We start from the raw sequence: 21,050 nt of genomic DNA on the forward strand, positions 1-21,050 counted from the left end.
GAGCAATACGAAGTTATGGGGCCGTCGCAGGTCGCGCTGCCAGAATATCGAAAACAACCCCATGCAAAGTAGCCGGCGGCGGCCGGCGTTCACCCAGGCAACTTGACACGTCGGGCAATTCAGGGGTATTTTCTATTATTCCGAAGTCGCGCGAGCGTCCAGCATTTGCATGCTTTGGATAGCGGTTCGCAAAGCGGATACCGGAAGGGGCGCTAGCCGAGCTCCTTGCGCACGGTCGCGAAGACCTTGCGGAACATATCGGTCGTCAACACGCCCGTGTTCGTGTTGTAGCGCGAGCAGTGGTAGCTGTCGTAGAGCTTGAATTTGCCCGCACTATGCACGGCACCGTGCACAAAGGGCGCGGCAGCCAAACGAACATCCAGTGCCTTGAGAGTCGATTCGTGGGCGATTCGCCCGAGCAGCACGATCGCGCGCAGCTTCGGCATCGCGGCGATGGTGGCGCGGAGGAATTGCCGGCAGGTGTTGATCTCGGCCGGCAGCGGCTTGTTCTGCGGCGGCACGCAGCGCACCGCATTGCTGATCCGGGCGTCGACCAGCTTCAGGCCGTCGTCCGGCCGCGCCTGATAGACGCCGCTGGCAAAACCATATTCGAGCAAGGTCGCGTAGAGCAGATCACCGGCGTAGTCGCCGGTGAAGGGACGGCCGGTGCGGTTGGCGCCCTGCAGGCCCGGCGCGAGCCCCACGATCAACAACCGCGCATTCGGATCGCCGAACGATTCCACCGGCGAGTTGAACCAGTCCGGATGCAGTGCGCGCGCCTGCGCGCGGAAGTCGGCCAGCCTGACACAAAGCTGACAGTTGCTGTCGGGGCGCGTAGCAGCAGCGACGAGATTACTCGTCGAAATCGTCATCGGCTCCCCGTGGGGCCATGGTGGTCGCGCGCTGCAGGAATTGCGGGGAGTGGTGGCGCGGTTCGCGCGGGGCCGGGCGTTCGGACGGATCACGGCCAAGCTTGGATTGCAACTCGACGAGGTCGGTGAAGACGTCGGCCTGGCGGCGCAGCTCGTCAGCGATCATCGGCGGCTGGCTGGCGATGGTGGAGATGACCGTGACGCGAACGCCGCGGCGCTGCACTGCTTCCACCAGCGAACGGAAGTCGCCATCGCCGGAAAACAGAATCATCTGGTCGATGTGCTCGGCGAGTTCCATGGCATCGACGGCGAGCTCGATGTCCATGTTGCCCTTCACCTTGCGGCGGCCGCTGGCGTCGATGAATTCCTTGGTCGCCTTGGTGACGACGGTGTAGCCGTTGTAATCGAGCCAGTCGATCAACGGGCGGATCGACGAATACTCCTGATCCTCGATGATCGCCGTGTAGTAGAACGCACGGAGCAGGGTGCCGCGACTCTGGAACTCCTTGAGGAGGCGCTTGTAGTCGATGTCGAAGCCCAGCGTCTTTGCGGTGGCGTAAAGATTCGCTCCGTCGATGAAGAGCGCGATCTTGTTGGAAACAGGTGACGACATCAAAGTGTTCTCGCGTGGTTGTTAGTGTTCTTAGCGCGGCGGTGATCAACCGCGCGCAATTTCCGGCGTTGCTGCCTAAAGTTCTGTGAATCTTTCCCCACGACAGTCACCACCGCAATTATGGTGAGGCGAGGGCAAAAAGCCTAGACCCTTGACATTGCAATGAAGAGATTTACTCGCCTGGGACAGCAACCTGGCCATGTCGTCAGACGCTCCGGCCCTTCTGGCCCCCGTCAGACCGGGTTATCAGAGCCTGTTCGGAAGGCAAATCACAAATTTTACCTTGCGAAACCGGGGCTAGGCCTATAACTAACCCTCATAACCTACATGTTCGGTCCCTTTTACCACGGAGCGCCTCGAGATGGCTCGCGTCACCGTCGAAGATTGCATTGACAAGGTCGACAATCGTTTCGACCTCGTCCTGTTGGCCGCGCATCGCGCCCGGATGATCTCCTCGGGGTCGCAACTCACGGTTGATCGCGACAACGACAAGAATCCGGTCGTCTCGCTGCGCGAGATTGCCGATTCGACGATCTCGCCGGAAGACCTGAAAGAGGAACTCGTTCACTCCCTGCAGAAGTTCGTCGAGGTCGACGAGCCCGAGCCCGACACCGTGCCGCTGATCGGTTCCGCCGGTGCCAGCGTCGACGCCGACGACACCGAGGTGGCGGTCGAGCGGATGACCGAGGAAGAGCTGCTGAAGGGCCTCGAGGGTCTGGCGCCCCCGGAGGAGCAGCCCGAGGAAGACGAGTAAGCTCGCCGTCGTTTCGAACAGATTTGCCGAAGGCCCGGACATTGCTCCGGGCCTTTGCTTTTGTTGACAATTTTGCTGTTACGGTGCGTCCTACGCGGACGCGGGAAATTGAATGGTTCCAGGGCCCGCGCGGGGTGCTGCTTCATTGGAAAGCGCACTAGATTGAGGAAAGGTGGGACGTTCCGGTCCCGCGCGAGAGGCAGCGAGTTCATGGCGTATCGACGCCGCAGTTCCATCCAGATGCAAGCTGCAACCGAAACGGTCGCGGTGGCGCCGACGTCGTCCACGGCGGAGAGGCCGGCCAAGCCGCGGACGCGAATGATGCGACAATATGACCTTGTCGAGCGCGTCCGCTCCTACAACCCCGACACCAACGAAGACCTGCTCAACCGCGCCTATGTCTACGCCATGAAGGCGCACGGCACGCAGACCCGTGCTTCCGGCGATCCCTATTTCTCGCATCCGCTCGAGGTCGCCGCGATCCTCACCAACCTCAAGCTCGACGACGCCACGATCGTGGCGGCGCTGCTGCACGACACGATCGAGGACACCGAGGCGACGCGGGCCGAGATCGACAATGTGTTCGGCCACGAGATTGGCGCACTGGTCGAAGGCCTGACCAAGCTGAAGCGGCTGGAACTGGTATCGCGCGAGGCCAAGCAGGCCGAGAATTTGCGCAAGCTGCTGCTTGCGATCGCCGACGACGTCCGCGTGCTGCTGATCAAGCTCGCCGACCGGCTGCACAACATGCGCACGCTGGAATTCGTGCCGCCGGCCTCGCGCCGCCGCATCGCCGAGGAGACGCTGGATATCTATGCGCCGCTGGCCGGTCGCATGGGTATGCACGAGATGCGCGAGGAACTCGAGGACCTTTCGTTCTTCGTGCTCGATCCAGAGGCCTATGCGGTGGTCAAGCAGCGGCTCGACTCGCTGGCCGAGCGCAACCGCAATTTGATCGGCGAGATCGAAACCCAGCTCTCCAAGAACCTGCAGAAGAACGGCATCACCGCGCGGGTATTCGGCCGCCGCAAGCAGCCGTTTTCGATCTGGACCAAGATGGAGCGCAAGTCGGTCGGCTTCGAGCAGCTGTCCGATATCTACGGCTTCCGCATCATCCTCGACGATGTCGGCGCCTGCTACCGCGCGCTCGGCATCGTCCACACCACCTGGCCGGTGGTGCCGGGCCGCTTCAAGGACTACATCTCGACCCCGAAGCAGAACGACTACCGCTCGATCCACACCACGGTGATCGGGCCGGGCAAGCAGCGCGTCGAGCTGCAGATCCGCACCGAGGACATGAACCAGATCGCCGAGTTCGGTATCGCCGCGCATGCCTTCTACAAGGAGGGCGCGGGCTCGCCGCACGAGCGGCTGAAGCACGAGTCCAACGCCTTCGCCTGGCTGCGCCACACCATCGGCATCCTCTCGGAAAGCGCCAATCCGGAAGAATTCCTCGAGCACACCAAGCTCGAGCTGTTCCACGACCAGGTGTTCTGCTTCACGCCGAAGGGCAAGCTGATCGCGCTGCCGCGCAACGCCAACGTGATCGATTTCGCCTATGCCGTTCACACCGGTGTCGGCAACAGCGCGGTCGGCTGCAAGATCAACGGCAAGTTCGCGCCGCTGTCCTCCGAGCTGCAGAACGGCGACGAGGTCGAGGTGCTGACCTCGAAGGCACAGTCGGCGCCGCCGTCGGCCTGGGAGGCGCTCGCCCGCACCGGCAAGGCGCGGGCTGCGATCCGCCGTGCCACCCGCGACGCGGTGCGCGACCAGTATGCCGGCCTCGGCCGCCGCATCGTCGACCGCCTGTTTGCCCGTGCCAAGATCGAATACGCCGACGACAAGCTGAAGGGTGCGTTGCCGCGGCTCGCGCGCGGCTCGATCGAGGACGTAATGGCTTCGGTCGGGCGCGGCGAGATCAAGGCCTCCGACGTCGCACGCGCGATGTATCCCGATTACAAGGAAGAGCGGCTGGTGCGCTACGGTGCCAAGAAGGGTCTCGCCGCCAAGCTGAAGACGCAGAACCCGCCGCACCCGGCGCGCGCAACCTCGGTGATCCCGGTGCGCGGCATCAATTCCGACCTGCCGGTGAAGTTCGCGCCGAACGGCGGTGCGGTGCCGGGCGACCGGATCGTCGGCATCGTCACGCCGGGCGAGGGGATCACGATCTATCCGATCCAGTCGCCGGCGCTGAAAGATTTCGAGGAGGAGCCGGAGCGCTGGCTCGACGTGCGCTGGGATATCGACGAGACCATGCCGCAGCGCTTCCCGGCCCGTATCCTGGTCCACAATGTCAACGAGCCCGGCAGCCTCGCCCAGATCGCGACCGTGATCGCCGAGCACGACGGCAATATCGACAACATCCACATGTCGCGCCAATCGCCCGATTTCACGGAGCTGACCATCGATCTTGAGGTCTATGACCTCAAGCATCTCAGCGCTATCATCGCCCAGTTGCGCGCCAAGGCCGTCGTCGCTCGGGTCGAGCGCGTCAATGGGTAACGTCTCGTCGTTGCCGGGCTTGACCCGGCAACCCATCTTTCCAAAAGGATGGATGCGCGGTCAAGCCCGCACATGACGGGCTAGATTGCAGGTCAAAGAGATGTCCAAAACTCCGCCGCTGCGTCTCGGTATCAATGTTGATCACGTCGCCACCCTTCGCAACGCCCGGGGCGGAGCGCGGCCCGATCCGGTGCGGCTGGCGCTTGCCGCGATCGCGGCCGGCGCCGACGGCATCACCGCGCATTTGCGCGAGGATCGCCGCCACATCCGCGATGAGGACATGGCGCGGCTCAAGGCCGAGATCTCCAAGCCGCTGAATTTCGAGATGGCGGCGACCGACGACATGCTGCGGATCTCGCTCGCCACCAAGCCGCACGCGGTTTGCCTGGTGCCGGAACGGCGCCAGGAGCTCACCACCGAAGGCGGCCTCGACGTGGTCGGCCAGCACAACGCACTGGCGCCGTTCATCGCGCGGCTGGGTGACGCCGGCATCCGCGTCTCGCTGTTCATTGCCGCCGATCCCAGGCAGATCGAGATGGCCGCGAAGCTGAAGGCGCCCGTGATCGAGATCCACACCGGCGGCTGGTGCGACGCTGTGGTCGACGGCCACCAGGACAAGGCGGAGGCCGAATGGAAGCGCATCGTCGCCGGTGCCAGGCTGGCGCAGGCGGCCGGGCTCGAGGTCCATGCCGGCCACGGGCTCGACTATGACACCGCGGAGACGATTTCCGCGCTGCCCGAAATCCGGGAGTTGAACATCGGTTATTTCATGATGGGCGAGGCACTGTTCGTCGGCATCGCCGGGACGGTGCGTGAGATGCGTGCGGCGATGGACCGCGGCCGCGCCAGGGCGCAGGGTGGCGTCAGCGCATGATCATCGGCATCGGCTCCGACCTGATCGACATCACCCGGGTGGCCAAGGTGATCGAGCGCCATGGCGAGCGATTCCTCGATCGCATCTTCACCGACGCCGAGCGCGCCAAGGCGATGCGCCGTGCCAACAACGAGAAGATGGTGGTCGCAACCTACGCCAAGCGCTTTGCCGCCAAGGAAGCTTGCTCCAAGGCGCTCGGCACCGGTATCCGGCGCGGGGTGTGGTGGAAGGACATGGGCGTCGTGAACCTGCCGGGCGGGCGGCCGTCGATGCGGCTGACCGGCGGGGCGCTGGCCCGGCTGCAGGAACTGACGCCCGAGGGCATGCAGGCGCAGATCGACCTTTCGATCACCGACGATTGGCCGTTGGCCCAGGCCTTCGTCATAATTTCGGCGGTTGCCCCCGCCAGATGATCCCGCGGTGCCGGATTCTGCCGGAAAACTTCAGCAAACTAAAAAATCATTGATATTTCAATGAATTGCGAAGTTTTGAGGCGGCGATTGATTGCGCCCCTGCGAACAACCGTCTAAAACGCCGCAGGGTTATATCGAGCGAGACGCTGATTCCGGGTTTAGGCCGGAATTTGCCCTCAAGATCAGAATCAAGGCCATTTTCCTCACGCGAAGGCCGAACGCTTCGCGCGAAGAGAACGTTCTGCCACCGCGTGGACATCAGTCCACGGGAATTGAGAAAGCAATGAGCGTGACCACCGGGACCAAATCTGAAAGCGGCTTGGGCGAGACCATCCGCGTCGTCATCCATGCTCTTCTGATCGCGCTCGTCATCCGCACCTTCCTGTTCCAGCCGTTCAACATCCCCTCCGGGTCGATGAAGGCGACGCTCCTGGTCGGCGACTACCTGTTCGTCTCGAAATATTCCTATGGCTACAGCCACTATTCGATCCCGTTCTCGCCGAACATTTTCTCGGGCCGCATCTTCGGCTCGGAGCCGAACCGCGGCGACATCGTGGTGTTTCGCCTGCCGCGGGATGACTCCACCGACTACATCAAGCGCGTCATCGGGCTGCCCGGCGACCGCATCGAGGTGAAGAGCGGGCTGCTCTACATCAACGATGAGCCGATCAAGCGGGAGCGGCTGAGCGATTTCGTCGGCGAGGATCCCTGCGGCTCGGCGGATGCGACCGCCCGCGTCAAGCGCTGGAAGGAGACGCTGCCGAACGGCGTCAGCTATGAGACGCTGGACTGCACCGACAACAGCTACATGGACAACACCATCGTCTACACCGTTCCGCCCGGGCATTTCTTCATGATGGGCGACAACCGCGACAACTCCACCGACAGCCGCTTCCTGTCGCAGGTCGGCTACGTGCCGTTCGAGAACATCATCGGGCGAGCCCAGATGATCTTCTTCTCGATCGCCGAGGGCGAGCAGGCCTGGATGATCTGGCGCTGGCCGCTTGCCGTGCGGTGGAATCGCCTATTCTCTATCGTGCGATGAACGACGATACCGCATCCATCAACGATCCAGCGCCGACCGGCGAGCCGAGCCAGACGCCTGCCGCCGACGGCACAGCCGCGCCGAAGAAGCGGCGCAGCAAGGCGGCCAAGGCCGCTGAGGAGAAGGCCGCGATCGCCGGCACCGAGGCGCGGATCGGGTACACGTTCCAGGATCCCGCGCTGCTGACCACCGCGTTCACCCACGTCTCCGCGCTGAAGCCCGCCACCCGCAACCGCGCCGACAGCTACCAGCGGCTGGAGTTCCTCGGCGACCACGTGCTCGGGCTGATCGTGTCGGACATGCTGTTCCGGTCGTTCCCCAAGGCCGACGAGGGCGAATTGTCGAAGCGGCTCGCCGACCTCGTGCGCAAGGAGAGCTGCGCCGACGTCGCCAAGGCGCTCGGGCTGCTCGAGGACATCAAGCTCGGCATGGTGAAGGCGGTCGAGGGCGCCCGGCTGCGCAAGTCCGTGCTCGGCGATATCTGCGAAGCGGTGATCGGGGCGATCTTCCTCGACGGCGGCTACGAGGCTGCGCGCCAGTTCGTCGAGCGCAACTGGACCGAACGGATGCACAAGCTGCGCCGGCCGCTGCGCGATCCCAAGACCGTGTTGCAGGAATGGGCCCAGGGCAAGGGGCTGCCGACGCCGGTCTATCGCGAGGTCGAACGCACCGGTCCGCATCACGATCCACAATTCCGCGTTGCGGTCGACCTGCCGGGCCTGGCCTCCGCCGAGGGCCTCGGTGGCAACAAGCGCGCGGCCGAGAAGGCGGCGGCATCCGCGATGATCGAGCGCGAAGGCGTCGGCACCAATGACTGACGAGGCCAAAGGGCAAGGGGACGCGACGCGCTGTGGCTTCGTCGCGCTGATCGGTGCGCCCAATGTCGGCAAGTCGACGCTGGTCAACGCGCTGGTGGGCTCTAAGGTCACGATCGTCTCGCGCAAGGTGCAGACCACGCGCGCGCTGATCCGCGGCATCGTGATCGAAGGCAACGCGCAGATCATCCTGGTCGACACGCCCGGCATCTTCGCGCCGCGGCGCCGGCTTGACCGCGCCATGGTATCGACCGCCTGGAGCGGCGCGCACGACGCCGATCTCGTCTGCGTGCTGCTCGATGCGAAGTCGGGCCTCGACGAAGAGGCCAACGCGATCCTGGCCAAGCTCGAAACCGTCGCGCATCCGAAGATCCTGGTGCTGAACAAGGTCGATCTCGTGCAGCGCGAAAAGCTGCTGGCGCTGGCGCAGGCCGCCAACGAGCGGATGCGCTTCGAGCACACCTTCATGATTTCGGCGCTGTCCGGCGACGGCGTTGCCGATTTGCGCCAGACGCTCGCCAAGCTGGTGCCCGCGGGGCCCTTCCTCTATCCCGAGGACCAGATGTCGGATGCGCCGATGCGGCACCTGGCGGCCGAGATCACGCGCGAGAAGATCTACAGCCATCTGCATCAGGAACTGCCGTACCAGTCGACGGTCGAGACCGACAGCTGGACCGACCGCAAGGACAAGTCGATCCGCATCGAGCAGACGATTTTTGTCGAGCGCGAGAGCCAGCGCAAGATCGTGCTCGGCAAGGGCGGCGCCACCATCAAGTCGATCGGCGCGCAGGCGCGTGCCGAGATCGCCGAGATCATGGGCGTCCCCGTGCATCTGTTCCTGTTCGTCAAGGTGCGCGAGAACTGGGGTGACGATCCCGACCGCTACAAGGAAATGGGACTGGAATTCCCCAAGGAATAAGAGTCGACGCTTGCATGAACGTGCCCAGAAATGTGCTGTGGTTTGAGGTTCTGCTCTATCTGTCGCTGACGCTGGATGCGCTGTCGGTGGCGTTTCAGGACCGCACGCCGACCGTCCTGAAGACCGAGCAGGTGATCATGGGTGAGACCCTGACGGCCGGCTGCATGATCCTGCTCCTGATGTATTTCGTCCGGCTTGCCGCGCAGCACCGCAAGAACTGGCCGCGCTGGGCGCTGCTCGCGGTGCTCGTCTTGTCGTTGATGTCCCTGGTGCAGGTCATCGGCGCAAGGGGCATGGAGATCGACAGCGCCATCGAGGTGGTGTCATGCATTCTGACCACGGCCGGGCTGTATTATTCCTTCACCGGCGACGCGCGGGGCTGGTTCAACGCGTAGCGAATGACGCGTGCGGAAAGCTGCGTTCATCCGCGGAATCCTGCTAGACTCCGCACATGGAATGGACCGACGAAGGCATCGTGCTGGGCGTGCGGCGGCATGGCGAATCCTCCGCCATCGTCGAGCTGTTGACGCGCGAGCACGGCCGCCATCTCGGCCTGGTGCGCGGCGGCGCCAGCTCGCGGATGCGGCCGCTGCTGCAGCCCGGCAACAGCGTCACCGCGGTGTGGCGGGCGCGGCTCGACGAGCATCTCGGCATGTATGCGCTGGAAGGCACGCGACTGCGCGCTGCGACGCTGCTCGGCTCGTCGCATGCGGTCTATGGTGTCACGCATCTGGCGGCGCTGGCCCGGCTGCTGCCCGAGCGCGATCCGCATGAGGACATCTACGAGATGCTGGAGGGGACGCTCGACGATTTCGAGGACGCAGGCGTTGCCGCCGTGCACCTGATCCGGTTCGAGCTCGCGATGCTGACCGAGCTCGGCTTCGGGCTCGACCTGGAAAACTGCGCGGCCACCGGGGAGACCACCGACCTGATCTACGTGTCGCCGAAATCCGGCGGCGCGGTGTCGCGCGCCGCCGGCGAGCCATGGCGCGACCGGCTGTTGCCGCTGCCGGCGTTCCTGCGCGAAGGCGAGGGCGGCGCCAACAGCTGGTCGGACCAGGACCTGCTCGACGGCTTCCAGATCACCGGCCTGTTCCTGCTCCGCCACGTGCTGGAGCCCCGCGGCCAGGGCCATTCCGACGCCCGCGACGGATTTATCAACGCCGTGACGCGGCGGCGGGGCCGGAGCGCGGTTCCGTAAGGCCGATTCGGGCCTTAAATTCCCGCTGATTCGCGGCTTGCCCGATTCAGCGCTAAGGTTTAACGCCTCCCCATGGGAAAACGACAGATACCGCCGGAAGAGCCGGCCGAAATTCACGAGGTGCCGCTGCGTGATGCGCTCGAGGAGCGCTATCTCGCCTATGCGCTCTCGACCATCATGCATCGCGCGCTGCCGGACGCCCGCGACGGGTTGAAGCCGGTGCATCGGCGCATCCTCTACGGCATGGACCTGCTCGGGCTCGACCCGCGCGCCGCGTTCAAGAAGTCGGCCAAGATCGTCGGCGACGTGATGGGCTCGTTCCATCCTCACGGCGACCAGGCGATCTACGACGCCATGGTGCGCCTGGCGCAGGATTTCTCCTCGCGCTACCCGCTGGTCGACGGCCAGGGCAATTTCGGCAATATCGACGGCGACAACCCGGCCGCCTACCGCTACACCGAAGCGCGCATGACCGAGGTCGCGCGCCTCTTGCTCGAAGGCATCGACGAGGACGGCGTCGAGTTTCGTCTCAACTATGACGGCCAGTCGAAAGAGCCGGTGGTGCTGCCGGGCGGCTTCCCGAACCTGCTCGCCAACGGCGCGCAGGGCATCGCGGTCGGCATGGCGACCTCGATTCCGCCGCACAACGCCGCCGAGCTCTGCGACGCCGCGCTGCATCTGATCGAGAAGCCCGACGCCAAGTCGAAGGCGCTGCTGAAATGGGTCAAGGGCCCGGACTTCCCGACCGGCGGCATCGTGGTCGATTCCAAGGAAGCGATCGTCGAGGCCTACACCACGGGGCGCGGCTCGTTCCGCACCCGTTCGCGCTGGACCCAGGAGGAAGGCGCCCGCGGCACCTGGGTGGTCGTCGTCACCGAGATCCCGTGGCTGGTGCAGAAGTCGCGGATCGTCGAGAAGATCGCCGAGCTCATCAACGAGAAGAAGCTGCCACTGGTCGCCGACGTCCGCGACGAGTCGGCCGAGGACGTCCGGCTCGTGATCGAGCCGAAATCGCGCACCGTCGATCCGGCGCTGATGATGGAGTCGCTGTTCCGGCTGACCGAGCTGGAAAGCAAGATCTCGCTGAACCTCAACGTGCTGATCAAGGGCCGCATCCCCAAGGTGGTCGGCCTTGCCGAGTGCCTGCGTGAATGGCTCGACCACCTGCGCGACGTGCTGGTCCGGCGGACCAAATTCCGCAAGACCCAGATCGAGCACCGCCTGGAAGTGCTGGGCGGCCACCTCGTCGCCTATCTGAACCTCGACAAGGTGATCAAGATCATCCGGACCGAGGACGAGCCGAAGCCGGTCTTGATGAAGACCTTCAAGCTCACGGAGATCCAGGCCGATGCCATCCTCAACATGCGCCTGCGCAATCTGCGCCGCCTGGAGGAGATGGAGATCCGCACCGAGGACAAAGATCTTCGCAAGGAGCTGAAGGGCATCGAGGGCCTGCTCGGTTCCGAGACGGAGCAATGGGCCAAGGTCAGCGATCAGGTGCGCAAGGTCCGCGATATCTTCGGGCCGAAGACGCCGCTCGGCAAGCGCCGCACCACCTTCGCCGATGCGCCCGAGCATGACCTCGCCGCGATCGAGGAAGCGCTGGTCGAGCGCGAGCCGTGCACCGTCGTGATCTCAGAGAAGGGCTGGGTACGGACGCTGAAGGGCCATGTCGAGGACCTCTCGGGGCTTGCCTTCAAGACCGACGACAAGCTCGAGCACTCGTTCTTTGCCGAGACCACCTCGAAGCTGTTGCTGTTCGCGACCAACGGCAAGTTCTACTCGCTCGACGTGGCAAAGCTGCCGGGCGGCCGCGGCCATGGCGAGCCGATCCGCATGTTCATCGACCTCGAGCAGGACGCCGCGATCATCTCGCTGTTCGTCAACAAGGGCGAGCGCAAGTTCCTGATCGCGAGCAGCGAGGGGCAGGGTTTTGTCGTCAAGGAAGAGGACTGCGTCGGCAACACCCGCAAGGGCAAGCAGGTGCTCAATGTCGAGATGCCGAACGAGGCCCGCGCGATCACGACCGTGAACGGCGACACCGTTGCGGTGATCGGCACCAACCACAAGATGGTGCTGTTCGGCCTCGACCAGGTGCCGGAGATGGCGCGCGGCCGCGGCGTGCGCCTGCAGAAATACACCAGCGCGTCGCTGTCTGACGTTGCGGTGTTCGACGCCAAGGCCGGCTTGAGCTGGAAGGATTCCGCCGGCCGCGAGCACAGCATGACCATGAAGGAACTGGCCGACTGGCGCGGCAACCGCGCCGACGCCGGCCGGCTCGCCCACGGCCTGCCGAAGTCGAATAAGTTCAATCGCGGCGTGGAGTAACGGTGTTGTAGCCCGGATGAAGCGAAGCGAAATCCGGGAGCTCGCGCCGGATCACCAGTGATCCCGGATTGCGCTGCGCTCCATCCGGGCTACGGGGGCTCAGTGCGCGGTGTGATAGTATCCACATTTCACCGCGCTATAACCGTCGCCGACGACATCGGGCGACGGTTGCCATGGCGCACAATCACGACCACGACCACAGCGGTCATTCTCACGGACATGCCGGGCATTCCCATGCCGGGCACAGCCACGCGCCCGACAGTTTCGGCACGGCCTTTGCGGTCGGCGCGTCGCTGAACACCGCTTTCGTCGTCGCGGAGCTGATCTTCGGCTATTCCGCCAACTCGTTGGCGCTGGTCTCCGACGCGGTTCACAATCTCTCCGACGTCATCGCGCTGCTGTTGGCCTGGGGCGGGGCATGGCTCGCCGGCAGGCGGCCGACCGATACTCACACCTATGGCTACCGTCGCGCCTCGATCCTGGCGGCGCTGTTCAATGCCGGGTTGCTCCTGATCGCGGTCGGCGGCATCGCGGTCGAGGCGATCAATCGCTTGCGCGAGCCGGCGGAGGTCGCAAGCTGGACCGTGGTCTGGGTCGCGGCGCTCGGCATCCTGATCAATGGCGGCACCGCGCTGCTGTTCATGCGCGGCCGCGACAGCGACCTCAATGTCCGCGGCGCCTATCTGCACATGGCGGCGGATGCCGGTGTCTCGCTCGGCGTCGTGATCGCCGCGCTCCTGATCATGGCGACCGGCTGGCAGTGGCTCGATCCGGCGATCAGCCTGGTGATCGCCGTGATGGTGCTGCTGAGTGGCTGGGAGCTCGCCCACGACAGCGTCAACCTCGCGCTCGACGCGGTGCCGAGGGGGATCGATCTCAAGCAGGTGCGGGATTATCTCATCGCGCTCGAAGGCGTCACCGAGGTGCACGACCTGCACATCTGGGCGATGAGCACCAGCGAGACCGCGCTGACCGCGCATCTGGTGCGGCCCGGCGGACACGACGATGTCTTCCTGCATCACGTCTGCGCCGAGCTCTCGGAGCGGTTCAGCATCCACCACGCGACACTGCAGGTCGAGATCAGCAGCGAGACCTGCCGGCTGGCGCCGGCGGAAATGGTCTAGCCGACGCGGCCGCCACGCACTCGCATTCAATTGATCGATCGACCCATGTCCACGGCTTCCACGGGCGGCGACGACACGGCACATTGCGACCGCGCGAATGGCTGGCGTAATCAACGGAGGGCGACGTGAAGAAGGCAATCGGTCTTGCAATGTTGTTCTTCGCCGTGGGCGCGCTGCCGCATGCGCATGCCGAGCCGGCGAAAGCAGGCGTCGAGAAGCTCTACATCCTCAACTGCGGTGAAGGCGTTGCAGGTGACATTTCACGCTGGTCGCCCGGCGTCAACGAAGGCAAGTCGATGGACTTCGTCGACAATTGCTACCTGATCAAGCATGCCCAGGGCTGGTTCCTGTGGGACACCGGGATTCCCGACGCGGTGGCGGCGATGCCGGACGGCCTTGCGCCGGCTGATCCGAAGGCGATCACCTGGCGGCGGCCGAAGACGCTCGCCGCGCAGCTCGACCAGCTCGGCGTCAATCCGACGGACATCAAGGCGATCGCCGTGTCGCACACCCATCCCGATCACATCGGCAATGTCGAGCTGTTCCCGGCGGCGATGCTGTATGTGCAGAAGGCGGAATATGAATGGCCCGGCACCAACAACGCGCCGCGCTTCAAGCCCGAGCATCCCGTGACGAAGCTGGAAGGCGACCGCGACGTATTCGGCGACGGCAGCGTCACCATCCTGTCGACGCCGGGCCATACGCCCGGCCACCAGTCGCTGCTGGTGAAGCTGCCGAACACAGGTGCGATCGTGCTGACCGGCGATGCCGTTCACTTCAGGGATAATTGGGACAATCGGCGCGCGCCGAGCATGAACGCCAGCAAGGAGCAGACGCTGGCCTCGATGCAGAAGATCGCCGATACGCTGACGAAAGAGAAGGCGCAGCTCTGGATCAACCACGACAAGGCGCAGCGCGACGGGCTGAAGCTGTCGCCGGAATTCTACGACTGAGCCGCCGTGGCGGTGTTCGCTTTCGACCAGTTTCGAAAAATCTGCGCGGTCTCCTCGTCCATCGGAAAGAAGCTCTCGATGCGCAGCTCCTGCAGCGTGACGTCCTGCGGCGTCCCCAGCGTCGCGATCGTGGTGAACAGCTGCAGGCTGACGTCGCCCTTGCGGAACAGCATCGGCAGCACCGGTCCGGATGCGGGACTTGCCGGCGCGGCCAACGCGGCCTCGACACCGTCATAGGCCAGCAGGCGCTTGAGCAATTCCGCCGTCGCAGTGGTGCCGTCGGCGGCGGCATCGGCCTCGACGCTGCGGACGAAGTAGCCGGCAACCTCGGTCCAGTTGGTGAGATAGGGGCGCAACACACCGGGCGCGACCAGCGCATCGGCGAGGTTGACCGCCGTGCCTGGCGCCAGCGGCCCGACCAGGAATTCCACCAGTTGGCTTGCGCCTGCATTGGCGAGCAGCAGATTCCAGTGCCGGTCGACCACGACCGCCGGGAAGGGCTCCTGCTGTGCCAGGATGAAATCGAGCGCGTAGCGGATCTGGGCGAGCTCCGGCGCGGCGAGGTCGGTTTGCCGCCAGACCGGCGCGAAGCCGGCCGCCACCAAGAGCGCGTTCTGCTGGCGCAACGGCACGTCGAGCGCCGCGGCAAGCCGGATCACCATGTCGCGGCTCGGCGCGGCGCGGCCGAGCTCGAGAAAGCTGAGATGGCGCTGGGAGATATCCGCGCGCCCGGCGAGCTCGAGTTGCGAGTGCCCCTTGCGCTGCCGCCACCAGCGCAGGCTGGCCGAAAAATCGCGCTGCTGCGACATGAATACCTGTGAAGTAGTTGCCGGAATGATCTCGCCGGGCAAGATGCCACAAGCGAACCGAAAACGCATGGGGATCGGGATGGGCGAGTGGATCGGCGTTGCGATTGCACTGGTCTCGAGCTGCCTCGGCGGCACCGCCGCGGCGATCACCCGTTACCTGGCGGGCAATGCCGACCCGATCACGCTGGCGATCCTGCGCTGGGTGATCGGCTTTCTCTGTGTGCTGCCCGCCGCGGTCCTGCTCGGGGCGAAGTGGCCGCGGCGTGACGACTTGCCGGCGGTCGCGGCGCTCGGCGTCGCCTTCTTCGGCGTGTTCTTCGTGCTTTATAATCTCGCGATGTCCTACACGACGGCGGCGCGCGCCAGCCTGGCGCTGGCGACCTTGCCGCTCTCGACGATGGTGGTCGGCGCCTTGCTCGGCTTCGAGCCGCTGACGATGCGCAAATCGATCGGGGTCTCGATCGCGGTGCTCGGCGCGGCGGCGGCGCTGGCATCCGGGCTGGCGGCGGCGCCAGTGGGCGCATGGCGCGGCGAACTGATCATGGCCGCCGCAGTGCTCTGCATGGCCTTCTACAACGTGCTGTCGCGGCCGTTCATCCGCCGCTCCAGCGCGCTCGGCTTCCTTGCCGTCGGCATGGGCGCCGGCGCGGCCGCGCTGGTGGCGGTGGGATCGTTCACCGGCAGCCTGGCGACGCTGCGCGAGTTCGGCACGTCGCAATGGATCGCGGGGCTCTATCTCGGCATAGCCGGCGGCGCGCTGGCTTTCATCCTGTGGGTGCTGGCGCTCGAGCGGGCCTCGCCGACCCGCGTCGCCAACACCATGACGGTCAATCCGATCGCCGCCGCGCTGCTTGCGAAGCAATTGGTCGGCGAGCCGATCACGGCCAATCTGGTCGTCGGCCTGATCGCGGTCTTCGCCGGGATCTGGATCGCGACGTCGGAAACCAAATCGGTCTGATCAGCCGCGCGGCGCGGCAGGCGCGGCCGCCGGCGGGGCAGGCGAGTGCGTCGGCTTCAGCGTGCCGGCGTAGAACGACAGGACGAACACCAGGATAAGGCCGACAAGATAGACCCCATAGGATTGCGGCGGGGTGATCGCCCATTGCATGAGGCGTCGGATCGGGTTTGGCGGGCCAGCGTCGTTGTCCATGCGCTGTTGTGCGCGAAGGCCCGGACAAAAGGAAGCGGAATCGGCGCCATTCGGCGGCCGTGTTCCGCGCGAAATGGTGAGGCGGGCGGCCTTGCAATGCCGCATTGGCGTTCGCATCTGTCACGCGACGACCAACCCTTCCTCCCGCACCAATTGCCCGGCATAATCCAGCTTATGGAACTGACGCCCCGTTTGCGCCTCATGAATTGGCTGGTCCGCCAGGGTTTGACGGGCCTGCCGGAAAACGACCTGCTGCGCGGTTTCTGCGAGCGCTGCCGGGCCGCGGGCATGCCGCTGTCGCGGGCGATCGTCTTCATCGATACGCTGCATCCGATCTTCGAGGGACGCGGTTTCCGCTGGAACGACGGCGAGAGCAACGAGGCCGACATCTTCGAATACGGCTCGACCAGCACCGGCGAGGCCAGCCAGACCTGGCGGCGGTCGGCCTTCTATCACATGCTCGAAAACGGCCATGACGAGATAGTGATCGATCTCGCCGACACCTCGCACGATTTCTCGATGATCGGCGAGCTGGCGGAGAAGGGCCACAAGCATTTCGCCGCCTTCGTGCATCGCTTCGGCGAGGCCGGCACGATCGGCGAGATGGACTGCTTCTACTCCTACTACACCACCCGCCGCTCGGACGGGTTCGACGAGAACCATATGGCGGCGCTGCGCGACCTGGTGCCGGTGCTCGGGCTCGCGATCAAATCGGCTGCCCAGGTCGAGATCGCCCGCACGCTGGGGCGGGTCTATCTCGGCCGGGACACCGCGGAGCAGGTGCTGCGTGGACGCATGCAGCGCGGCATTACCGAGAAGATCAAGGCCGTGCTGTGGTACTCCGACGTGCGCGGCTCGACCGCGATCAGCGAGCGGATCGGCCCGGACGAGATCATTCCGTTCCTCAACGATTATGCGCAGGCCTCGATCGATGCGATCCACGACGCAGGCGGCGAGGTGCTGAAGCTGATCGGCGACGGCGTGCTGGCGATGTTCACCGGCGAGAACGTGGCAGGCGCCAAGCGGGCCGCGCTGCGGGCCGAGCACAGATTCCGGCATAACATCCGCGTGCTGAACGACCGCCGCGAGAACGAGGGCCGGCCGACCACCACGGCCTATGTCGGGCTCCATGTCGGCCAGGTCTTCTACGGCAATATCGGCAGCGAGGACCGGCTGGATTTCACGGTGGTCGGACCGGCCGTCAACGAGGTCAGCCGGATCGCCTCGATGTGCGCCTCGGTCGATCGGGAGCTGTTGACCTCGACCGATTTCCGCACCGGGCTCGACGCCGCCGGCCGCAACTATCTGGTCTCCACCGGCCGCTTCGTGCTGCGCGGCATCGGCCATGCGCAGGATCTCTACACGCTGGATCCGGCGATTGCCGCCGACGAGGTCGTCGGCGGCAAATACGAGCGGTACTTGGCGAGCTAGGGTCTCTCCACCGTCGTTGCGAGCGCAGCGAAGCAATCCATTCCTCCACAGGTGGCGACATGGATTGCTTCGCTGCGCTCGCAATGACGGCTGAGAAGACCCGGGATCAGCACCGCGCGGGTTCGCCGACCATGTCGGGCTGCCGCGTCAGCGCCACCGCGGGCGACATCAGGATCACCAGCGCCTGGGCGGCGAAGATCGCGGCCGCGAGATAGAGGCAGGCTTCGGCGCCGTAGAGGCCGCCGACGATGGCGCCGAGCGCGGAGCCGAGCGGGCGCGCGCCGTAACTCATGATGTTGATCGCCGAGACGCGCCCGAGCAGCGAGGGCGGCGTCACCGACTGCCGCAGCGTGGTGGTCGAGATCACCCACAGGATCGGCCCGACGCCGAGCAGGAAGAAGCTGAGGCCGGCGAGCAGCGGCGTCGCAAACCAGGTCGTCAGCGCCATCACGGCCGCGGCGACGAAGCCGGTAACCGGGCCGAGCCCGATCACGGTGCCGAACGCCAGCCGCTTCATCACGCGGGTCGCGAACAGCGCACCGACCACCATGCCGACGCCGTACATCGCAAGCGTGGTGCCGACGCCGGTGGCGCTGAGCCCGAGATGGCGCACCGCATAGGGCACGAACACGGCGAGCAGCAGGAACGACGCGGTGTTGAAGATGAACTGGGTGATGAACACCGGCCGCAGCAAGGCGTGGTGCATTACGAAGGCGGCGCCTTCCTTGATGTCCTGCAACGGATGGCGCCGCGGGGCAGGCTGCCGCGCCGGCTCGTAGATGCCGGCGAGCAGCACGACCGCGATGGCCGACAATGCCGCGGCGAAGCCGAATGCGGGCGCGGCACCGACCCAGCCGACCAGCACGCCGCCGAGCGCGGGGCCGCTGGCGAACGCGACGGTACGCGCGAGCTCGATGCGGGCGTTCGCCGCCGGCAATTGCTGTGACGTCACCAGCGAGGGGACCAGCGCCGGCGCAGCGACGCTATAGGCGACCGTGCCGCAGACCGCGATGAAGCCGAGCAAAGCGAGCAGCGGCAGCGTCATCGCGCCCAGCCACAGCAACAGCAGGATCGCGGCAAGCGCGGCCGCGCGCAGCGCTTCGGAGCCCGCCATCACCCAGCGCCGCGACACGCGGTCGGCGAGCAGGCCGGCGGGAATCGCAAACAGGATGAAGGGCAGCGTCAGTGCGGTCTGCAACAGGCCGGTCTGGCCTTCGCCGACGCCGAGCAGCAGCACGGCGACGATGGGCGCAGCCGCAAGCGCAACCTGTTCGGCGGATTGCGCGGCGAGATTGGACCAGGCCAGGCGGTTGAAGGTGGCCGGCAGGCGAGGCGTATCGGCGGACATGACGGAATCCTTGATCATTCGACTGCCCGGTAGTGTGTGGTTGGAAGAGGCCCGATCCCACCCGTTTCCCGATAACGCCAAAAGCAGAAGCCCGCCGAAGGGGATCGGCGGGCTCTTCCAGAGTCAGACTTGGCTGAAAGCTGTCACTGCGGTTTGGGAGCAGGCGCCAGTTGGCCCGTAATGGTGCCGACCAGCGCGGTTGGCGCGCTTTCGATGCCCACCGTCGGTGTTTCGGCGACCTCGGCCTTGCGCTGCGCCAGCGCGCTGGTCAGGCTGGTGAGTGCGTCGGAGCCGGCGGGGAAGCCGGCCTCCGAGAGGATCTTGTCGATCATCGGCTTGAATGCGGAGACCGACAGCAGCTGCGCGGCGAGCCCGTCGCCGAGCCCGAGGCCGCCATTGCCGTTGGCGTGGCCGTTGGCGCCGCCGCGACCGAGCATGCTGCCGGTGTCGAAGATCCGGATGTCGGAAATCTTCTCGATCGGCTTCACCGCCTCGGCGAGCGCGCTCGGGATCACGTTGATCCGCGCGAGGTTGAGATCGTAGGCGATCATGTCGGCGCTCAGCTTGTTGCGCGCCTCCGCCTTCATCGTCGCGACCTCGGCTTCGGCCTGGCCGAGCGCCTTGACGCCGGCAGCGCGGGTGGTGGCAGCCGCCGCATCGGCCTTGGCGAGCACGTTGGTGGCTTCCGCCTTGTTGGCGGCGGCCTGGCGTTCCGCCTCGGCCATCACCGTGATCGGCATCGCGTCAGTCTCGGCCGCCTTGCGCGCCGCGATCACGTTGATGATCTTGTCGCGCTCGGCGATCTCGGTGGCGCGGGCGGTGGTGACCTTTTCCTCGGCGGCGATCGCAACGGCACGCGCGGTCTCGGCGATGGTCTGGGCCTCCGACTGCTCCTTGCTCTTGGCCGCGACCGCGATCGCGCTTTCCTGCGCGACGATCTGAAGGTCGCGCTCCATCTCGGTGTTGCGGCGCTTGACCGCGAGATCGGCCTCGATCTTGCGCGTGTCGCGGGCCTGGTTGGCCTCGGTCTGCTTGTTGGCGACCGCGAGCTCCTGCTGGATGCGGTATTCGGCCTCGTTCTGCAGCGCGGTCTGTTCGACCTGCGCCGTCTGCGCGCGCATCGCGGCGGTCTTGTTGGCGATGTCGCGCTGCTGGGCGAGCTCGGCCTCGCGCTTGGTGCTTTCGATCGTCAGCGTGGTCTGCCGCGCCACCAGATCCTGCTGGGCGATGTTGACCTCGGTGGTGCGGACGATCTGGTTGCGCTCCTGCTCACGCTCCTTGGTGATCTTGGTCAGCGTGGTGAGACCATGCGCATCGAAGAAATTGCTCGGGTTGAAGTGCTTGATGTCGCTCTGGTCGAGCTTCGTCAGCGACACCGATTCAAGCTCGAGACCGTTGTTCTGGATGTCGGCGCCGACCGCGTCCTGCACCGCCTTGACGAAGGTGGCGCGCTGCTCCTGCAATTCCTCGAGGTTCATGGTCGCGGCGACCGAGCGCAGGCCGTCGACGAACTTGGCCTCGACCAGCTCGCGCAGCTCGGCCGCGTCATTGGTGCGGTTGCCGAGGGTCTGCGCCGCGAGCGCGATCGACGACGCGTCGGGTTTGACGCGCAGATAGAACTCGGCGCCGATATCGACGCGCATGCGGTCCTTGGTGATCAGCGAGTCCGGGCCGCCGCGCGCGACTCGAGCCGTAGCGTTTTCAAGTTCACCGCGGCGGTGGAGTGGAAGATCGGCAGCACGAGCGAGCCGCCGTCGAGCACCACCTTCTGGCCGCCGAGGCCGGTGCGGACATAGGCCTCATCGCGCGTCGAGCGCTTGTAGAGCTTTGCGAACAGGAGACCGATAACGAGGATGACGATGACGCCAATAACGACGGGTACAGCAAGTTCCCACATGT

At 65.5% G+C, this 21,050-nt stretch carries 19 protein-coding genes and 1 pseudogene; 14 read left to right on the forward strand and 6 right to left on the reverse strand.

The genetic code is table 11. The features are described 5' to 3' along the window. Positions 1-212: 212 nt before the first annotated feature. Both J2R80_RS26550 and J2R80_RS26555 read right to left on the reverse strand, forming a co-directional pair. The gene (locus J2R80_RS26550; RefSeq protein ID WP_076834401.1) at positions 213-872 is read right to left on the reverse strand and encodes a uracil-DNA glycosylase; all 660 of its coding nucleotides are present in this window, start codon (positions 870-872) and stop codon (positions 213-215) included. Next, complete coding sequence (locus J2R80_RS26555) at positions 853-1,485, reverse strand: NYN domain-containing protein (protein WP_016844002.1); 633 nt, start codon at positions 1,483-1,485, stop codon at positions 853-855. The genes J2R80_RS26550 and J2R80_RS26555 overlap by 20 nt, the downstream gene beginning before the upstream one ends. 361 nt (positions 1,486-1,846) lie before the next feature. Between J2R80_RS26555 and rpoZ the strand changes: the two genes are divergently transcribed. From rpoZ to J2R80_RS26615, 12 genes are all read left to right on the forward strand, one after another. Further along, positions 1,847-2,239, forward strand: coding sequence for a DNA-directed RNA polymerase subunit omega (gene rpoZ, locus J2R80_RS26560; RefSeq protein ID WP_016844003.1), 393 nt, complete (start codon positions 1,847-1,849; stop codon positions 2,237-2,239). Between the two features lie 210 nt (positions 2,240-2,449). Next, the gene (locus J2R80_RS26565; protein ID WP_057020754.1) at positions 2,450-4,741 is read left to right on the forward strand and encodes a bifunctional (p)ppGpp synthetase/guanosine-3',5'-bis(diphosphate) 3'-pyrophosphohydrolase; all 2,292 of its coding nucleotides are present in this window, start codon (positions 2,450-2,452) and stop codon (positions 4,739-4,741) included. 100 nt (positions 4,742-4,841) lie between these two features. Then, positions 4,842-5,615: a pyridoxine 5'-phosphate synthase gene (locus J2R80_RS26570; RefSeq protein WP_057020753.1), complete on the forward strand. Its 774-nt coding sequence runs from the start codon at positions 4,842-4,844 to the stop codon at positions 5,613-5,615. After that, positions 5,612-6,028: a holo-ACP synthase gene (gene acpS, locus J2R80_RS26575; RefSeq protein ID WP_021078359.1), complete on the forward strand. Its 417-nt coding sequence runs from the start codon at positions 5,612-5,614 to the stop codon at positions 6,026-6,028. The genes J2R80_RS26570 and acpS overlap by 4 nt, the downstream gene beginning before the upstream one ends. A gap of 283 nt (positions 6,029-6,311) precedes the next feature. After that, on the forward strand, positions 6,312-7,073 hold the full coding sequence (gene lepB, locus J2R80_RS26580; protein ID WP_028333840.1) for a signal peptidase I: 762 nt from the start codon (positions 6,312-6,314) through the stop codon (positions 7,071-7,073). Continuing rightward, entirely contained in the window at positions 7,070-7,891 is an 822-nt protein-coding gene (gene rnc, locus J2R80_RS26585) for a ribonuclease III (protein WP_057020752.1), read from the forward strand. Before lepB ends, rnc begins: the two co-directional genes overlap by 4 nt. Beyond that, positions 7,884-8,807 carry a GTPase Era gene (gene era, locus J2R80_RS26590; protein WP_016844010.1) on the forward strand — a complete coding sequence of 308 codons (924 nt, stop codon included), beginning with the start codon at positions 7,884-7,886 and terminating at the stop codon, positions 8,805-8,807. The genes rnc and era overlap by 8 nt, the downstream gene beginning before the upstream one ends. Before the next feature lie 14 nt (positions 8,808-8,821). Further along, on the forward strand, positions 8,822-9,202 hold the full coding sequence (locus tag J2R80_RS26595) for a hypothetical protein (RefSeq protein WP_057020750.1): 381 nt from the start codon (positions 8,822-8,824) through the stop codon (positions 9,200-9,202). 56 nt (positions 9,203-9,258) lie between these two features. After that, complete coding sequence (gene recO / locus J2R80_RS26600) at positions 9,259-10,008, forward strand: DNA repair protein RecO (RefSeq protein WP_057020749.1); 750 nt, start codon at positions 9,259-9,261, stop codon at positions 10,006-10,008. Between the two features lie 72 nt (positions 10,009-10,080). Then, positions 10,081-12,336 (forward strand): DNA topoisomerase IV subunit A, encoded by a 2,256-nt coding sequence (gene parC / locus J2R80_RS26605; RefSeq protein ID WP_076834399.1) that lies wholly within the window; start codon positions 10,081-10,083, stop codon positions 12,334-12,336. Positions 12,337-12,509: 173 nt separating this feature from the next. Then, entirely contained in the window at positions 12,510-13,460 is a 951-nt protein-coding gene (locus J2R80_RS26610) for a cation diffusion facilitator family transporter (protein WP_076834397.1), read from the forward strand. A 149-nt stretch (positions 13,461-13,609) separates the two neighbouring features. Then, the gene (locus J2R80_RS26615; RefSeq protein WP_253641036.1) at positions 13,610-14,413 is read left to right on the forward strand and encodes an N-acyl homoserine lactonase family protein; all 804 of its coding nucleotides are present in this window, start codon (positions 13,610-13,612) and stop codon (positions 14,411-14,413) included. Here J2R80_RS26615 and J2R80_RS26620 read toward each other — a convergent pair. After that, complete coding sequence (locus J2R80_RS26620) at positions 14,404-15,222, reverse strand: helix-turn-helix domain-containing protein (RefSeq protein ID WP_076834395.1); 819 nt, start codon at positions 15,220-15,222, stop codon at positions 14,404-14,406. The genes J2R80_RS26615 and J2R80_RS26620 overlap by 10 nt on opposite strands. Before the next feature lie 79 nt (positions 15,223-15,301). On the opposite strand from J2R80_RS26620, the gene J2R80_RS26625 reads away from it, so the two are divergent. After that, positions 15,302-16,180: a DMT family transporter gene (locus tag J2R80_RS26625; protein ID WP_076834393.1), complete on the forward strand. Its 879-nt coding sequence runs from the start codon at positions 15,302-15,304 to the stop codon at positions 16,178-16,180. Here the strand turns inward: J2R80_RS26625 and J2R80_RS26630 are convergent, their stop codons facing one another. After that, entirely contained in the window at positions 16,181-16,372 is a 192-nt protein-coding gene (locus J2R80_RS26630) for a hypothetical protein (protein WP_057020744.1), read from the reverse strand. 174 nt (positions 16,373-16,546) lie between these two features. On the opposite strand from J2R80_RS26630, the gene J2R80_RS26635 reads away from it, so the two are divergent. Then, entirely contained in the window at positions 16,547-17,803 is a 1,257-nt protein-coding gene (locus J2R80_RS26635) for an adenylate/guanylate cyclase domain-containing protein (RefSeq protein WP_076834391.1), read from the forward strand. A gap of 106 nt (positions 17,804-17,909) precedes the next feature. On the opposite strand, the gene J2R80_RS26640 is transcribed toward J2R80_RS26635, so the two are convergent. Both J2R80_RS26640 and J2R80_RS26645 read right to left on the reverse strand, forming a co-directional pair. Next, positions 17,910-19,151: an MFS transporter gene (locus tag J2R80_RS26640; RefSeq protein WP_076834409.1), complete on the reverse strand. Its 1,242-nt coding sequence runs from the start codon at positions 19,149-19,151 to the stop codon at positions 17,910-17,912. 143 nt (positions 19,152-19,294) lie between these two features. Beyond that, positions 19,295-21,048, reverse strand: a pseudogene (locus J2R80_RS26645) (flotillin family protein). Positions 21,049-21,050: the final 2 nt, after the last annotated feature.

Source organism: Bradyrhizobium sp. USDA 4541, assembly GCF_024171085.1.
Taxonomy (GTDB): Bacteria; Pseudomonadota; Alphaproteobacteria; order Rhizobiales; family Xanthobacteraceae; genus Bradyrhizobium; species Bradyrhizobium australafricanum.

Excerpts from the sequence above, each read along its gene's own strand:
- J2R80_RS26550 (WP_076834401.1), bottom strand. The coding sequence starts at position 872 with ATGACGATTTCGACGAGTAATCTCGTCGCTGCTGCTACGCGCCCCGAC.
- J2R80_RS26555 (WP_016844002.1), bottom strand. The coding sequence starts at position 1,485 with ATGTCGTCACCTGTTTCCAACAAGATCGCGCTCTTCATCGACGGAGCG.
- rpoZ (WP_016844003.1), top strand. The coding sequence starts at position 1,847 with ATGGCTCGCGTCACCGTCGAAGATTGCATTGACAAGGTCGACAATCGT.
- J2R80_RS26565 (WP_057020754.1), top strand. The coding sequence starts at position 2,450 with ATGGCGTATCGACGCCGCAGTTCCATCCAGATGCAAGCTGCAACCGAA.
- J2R80_RS26570 (WP_057020753.1), top strand. The coding sequence starts at position 4,842 with ATGTCCAAAACTCCGCCGCTGCGTCTCGGTATCAATGTTGATCACGTC.
- acpS (WP_021078359.1), top strand. The coding sequence starts at position 5,612 with ATGATCATCGGCATCGGCTCCGACCTGATCGACATCACCCGGGTGGCC.
- lepB (WP_028333840.1), top strand. The coding sequence starts at position 6,312 with ATGAGCGTGACCACCGGGACCAAATCTGAAAGCGGCTTGGGCGAGACC.
- rnc (WP_057020752.1), top strand. The coding sequence starts at position 7,070 with ATGAACGACGATACCGCATCCATCAACGATCCAGCGCCGACCGGCGAG.
- era (WP_016844010.1), top strand. The coding sequence starts at position 7,884 with ATGACTGACGAGGCCAAAGGGCAAGGGGACGCGACGCGCTGTGGCTTC.
- J2R80_RS26595 (WP_057020750.1), top strand. The coding sequence starts at position 8,822 with ATGAACGTGCCCAGAAATGTGCTGTGGTTTGAGGTTCTGCTCTATCTG.
- recO (WP_057020749.1), top strand. The coding sequence starts at position 9,259 with ATGGAATGGACCGACGAAGGCATCGTGCTGGGCGTGCGGCGGCATGGC.
- parC (WP_076834399.1), top strand. The coding sequence starts at position 10,081 with ATGGGAAAACGACAGATACCGCCGGAAGAGCCGGCCGAAATTCACGAG.
- J2R80_RS26610 (WP_076834397.1), top strand. The coding sequence starts at position 12,510 with ATGGCGCACAATCACGACCACGACCACAGCGGTCATTCTCACGGACAT.
- J2R80_RS26615 (WP_253641036.1), top strand. The coding sequence starts at position 13,610 with ATGTTGTTCTTCGCCGTGGGCGCGCTGCCGCATGCGCATGCCGAGCCG.
- J2R80_RS26620 (WP_076834395.1), bottom strand. The coding sequence starts at position 15,222 with ATGTCGCAGCAGCGCGATTTTTCGGCCAGCCTGCGCTGGTGGCGGCAG.
- J2R80_RS26625 (WP_076834393.1), top strand. The coding sequence starts at position 15,302 with ATGGGCGAGTGGATCGGCGTTGCGATTGCACTGGTCTCGAGCTGCCTC.
- J2R80_RS26630 (WP_057020744.1), bottom strand. The coding sequence starts at position 16,372 with ATGGACAACGACGCTGGCCCGCCAAACCCGATCCGACGCCTCATGCAA.
- J2R80_RS26635 (WP_076834391.1), top strand. The coding sequence starts at position 16,547 with ATGGAACTGACGCCCCGTTTGCGCCTCATGAATTGGCTGGTCCGCCAG.
- J2R80_RS26640 (WP_076834409.1), bottom strand. The coding sequence starts at position 19,151 with ATGTCCGCCGATACGCCTCGCCTGCCGGCCACCTTCAACCGCCTGGCC.